The sequence below is a fragment of the Pseudomonas sp. genome, from assembly GCF_050739655.1.
Taxonomy (GTDB): Bacteria; Pseudomonadota; Gammaproteobacteria; order Pseudomonadales; family Pseudomonadaceae; genus Aquipseudomonas.
In genome coordinates this window covers 1-3,048 of sequence record NZ_JBOIBY010000327.1, presented here as the reverse complement: position 1 = coordinate 3,048, position 3,048 = coordinate 1, and the positions used below count along the sequence as shown (strand labels likewise).

The following is a 3,048-nucleotide window of genomic DNA, read 5'->3' as shown; positions in this document are numbered from 1 at the left end:
GCTGTAACAGGCCACCAGATAGCGCTCCATCCGCGTAGCATTGAACTGGAACGCTTGGTGTATAGCCGGAACCAGACGGTTGGTTATGCGTAACGAGCATGCTTTGGATAGAGCCTCGTCCTCAACTATGCAGTCGCGTCGTTGTTTGTGGCTATGGTCGGTGATGTGGACGGTCTTACCCGACCTATCCACCATAAACCCGGACTCGTCCCCGCCACGTTCGTCGTAGTAACTTATTAGCGCTTTACACAGCGCGGGCTCAAATACACGGGGAATCACTAAGACGGGTGCGTGTGGAGTGGCCACATGTGTGGGAGCCAGTGCGGGTAATCTATCCAGAAAGCGCATTAGCGAGGGCACGTGGTTGTCAACCGGCTCCTCTATCGGAACGACGGCCATGACTCGTAGCGCAGGGTCTAGCACATAGGTTATTGGCCGGATGCTGCCGTCTAGCTGCAATGTGTCGTAGAGCTCACTCACTGACCGATCAAAATCCCAGATGAAGCGTATGCCAGGTATCGAATCTTTTACCCGCTTCAGCTTTTCATCATCTGGATCTACGGAAACACCAAAGAAGCAGACTTGATCATCATCGAACCGCTGGCGATGAGCCCGAATACCTTCCAAAATTTTAATGGATGTAGGATGTGCTGCAGAGCCCAAGAAAGAAATCACTATATACCGACCGGCCACAGTGTCGAAACAAAAGCGCTCTCGTAGTTGAGTGCGGCAGTAGAACCAAGGAGCAGGTTCACCGACTGAAAACGCCGTGGCGCGCATAACAACTCCTTGCCGGTGGGCAGTGGATCATTATCAGGAGTAAATCCAAGAGGCACATGCCAAGCACGGTCTCTTCCCTCAAGGAGTCGCGTACAAATGGGCTTATGGCCGCTGCCAGCTGCGATGCCGAAGCACTGTCGAAGCTCGTAGATAAAGCTAGTAGATATGTATGCGTCCGGCAAAGTAATCCCTTTGTCAGATATTGTAATAATTTCCTCGCATGAGCCCCCCGGAAACATTGTATGATTTCATCCCCAATTTTTTTCAGGTCTATATGAACACCCTTCTGGAGCCTCCCAGTCGTATTTTTCACCCCGAACCCTGCATCAATTCATACTTTGCTATTAAGCGTCGGTCGCGTTTTCTACTGCCGCTGAACCTCGACATTCCGTCTCTGAGATTCTCAACGCTTACCTTTCCCAAGGCGAATTGGGTCACCTCCAAAGATTCGCCTCCCTGCATTCGCTCCGAGAAGTCTTTCTCTCCTGCTACTTTTGCCCTCAACACAGATTCCCCTCTTTCGAGCAGGGATACGGTTGTTCGTGCAAATCGTTCATTCACCCTAACTCTTTGAGAGATTGAATAATCCCTATGGAATGGATCGCTGACCCTACGGCATGGCTTGGCCTGCTGACCCTGATCGTGCTGGAGTTGGTGCTCGGCATCGATAACCTCGTGTTCATTGCCATCTTGGCTGACAAGCTGCCGCCCGAGCAGAGAGATCGTGCCCGTGTCATTGGCCTCTCTCTTGCGTTGTTGATGCGCCTTGGCCTGCTGGCCAGCATCTCTTGGATGGTGACGCTGACCGAACCGTTGTTCGAAGTATTCGACAAGACGTTCTCGGGCCGAGACTTGATCATGCTGTTCGGTGGTGTGTTCCTGTTGTTCAAGGCGACCATGGAGTTACACGAGCGACTTGAAGGACATGTGTCCGAGCGCTCAGGTAATGCGGCCTATGCGATGTTTTGGCCTATCGTGGCGCAGATTGTGGTGCTGGATGCGGTCTTCTCGCTGGATGCGGTGATCACCGCTGTGGGCATGGTGGAACACCTGTCCGTCATGATGATCGCGGTGGTGATTTCCATCGGTTTGATGATCATCGCGAGTAAGCCACTGACCAACTTCGTCAACGGACACCCAACCGTCATCATGCTCTGCCTGGGCTTCTTGATGATGATCGGCTTCAGCTTGACGGCTGAGGGCTTAGGCTTCCACATTCCGAAAGGCTATCTCTACGCAGCGATTGGCTTCTCGATTTTGATCGAACTGTTCAACCAGGTGGCTCGCTCGCGCCGTAAGAAGAGCTTGCAGGGGCGTCGCCCAATGCGAGAGCGTACCGCGCATGCAGTTATGCGTTTGCTGGGTGGCCACAAGTTGGGTGCAGATGAAGTCGGTGAGGAAATCGCTGACATGCTGTCAGGTGGTGATGCCGATCAGGTTTTCCATCGACGAGAGCGCGTCATGATCAGTGGCGTGCTTCAGTTGGCAGAACGCCCGATTCGCGGTGTCATGACCCCGCGTGCTGAAATCGACCACATTGACTTGGCGGACTCTTCAGAAGAAATCCGCACAACGCTGATGCACTCGTCGTACTCCAGGTTGCCGTTAATCCGGGAGGGGCGAGTTGATGAGCCGTTGGGTTTCGTCCACAAGAAAGAGCTGTTGAAAGAGCTGCTAGCAGGTAACCAGCCGAATCTGGAAACCATGGCACGCAAGGCAATCAACCTACTGGACAACTTCACGATCCTCAATGCGCTGGAGCAGATGCGTAAAGAGTCAACTCATATCGCTTTCGTGGTGAACGAATTCGGTGACTTCATCGGTATTCTCACCATGACCGACATCCTCGAATCCATCGCGGGTGAGCTGCCGGACGCCAGTGAAATTGAAGGCCCGAACATCGTTGCTGAAGATGGAGGCTTCCTCGTCAGCGGTGCGCTGAATCTCAGCCAGATTCGCGAGCATATCGATTTCCAGGCTAAAGCAACTGATGACTATCAGACGCTGGCCGGGTTGGTCATGAGCTTGCTGGATCGTCTGCCGGTCATTGGAGACAAGCTCAATTGGGAGGGCTGGAGCATGTCTGTGGTGGAGGTCGAGGAGCGTCGGGTGACGAGGGTGTTGTTGCGTAAAGAGTGAATATACAAAACAAGGCCGCAAATGCGGCCTTGTTTTATTCAGGGTGTTACTCGTGTGAATGCCCGTGCTCAGCGCTCTCCGAGGTTGCTCCTTTCTCTCCACCACCGCATGCCGTCATCAGGCCAAGGA

The 3,048-nt window shown here is 53.2% G+C and carries 2 protein-coding genes; one reads left to right on the top strand and one right to left on the bottom strand.

Annotated features, from left to right (window positions below; translation table 11 throughout):
• Positions 1 to 780, bottom strand: a 780-nt coding sequence (locus ACRESJ_RS15850; RefSeq protein WP_431758743.1) for a peroxiredoxin family protein, incomplete at its 3' end; no start/stop codon positions are given.
• 591 nt (positions 781 to 1,371) lie between these two features.
• Between ACRESJ_RS15850 and ACRESJ_RS15845 the strand changes: the two genes are divergently transcribed.
• Complete coding sequence (locus tag ACRESJ_RS15845; protein WP_431758742.1) at positions 1,372 to 2,919, top strand: TerC family protein; 1,548 nt, start codon at positions 1,372 to 1,374, stop codon at positions 2,917 to 2,919.
• Positions 2,920 to 3,048 lie beyond the last annotated feature (129 nt).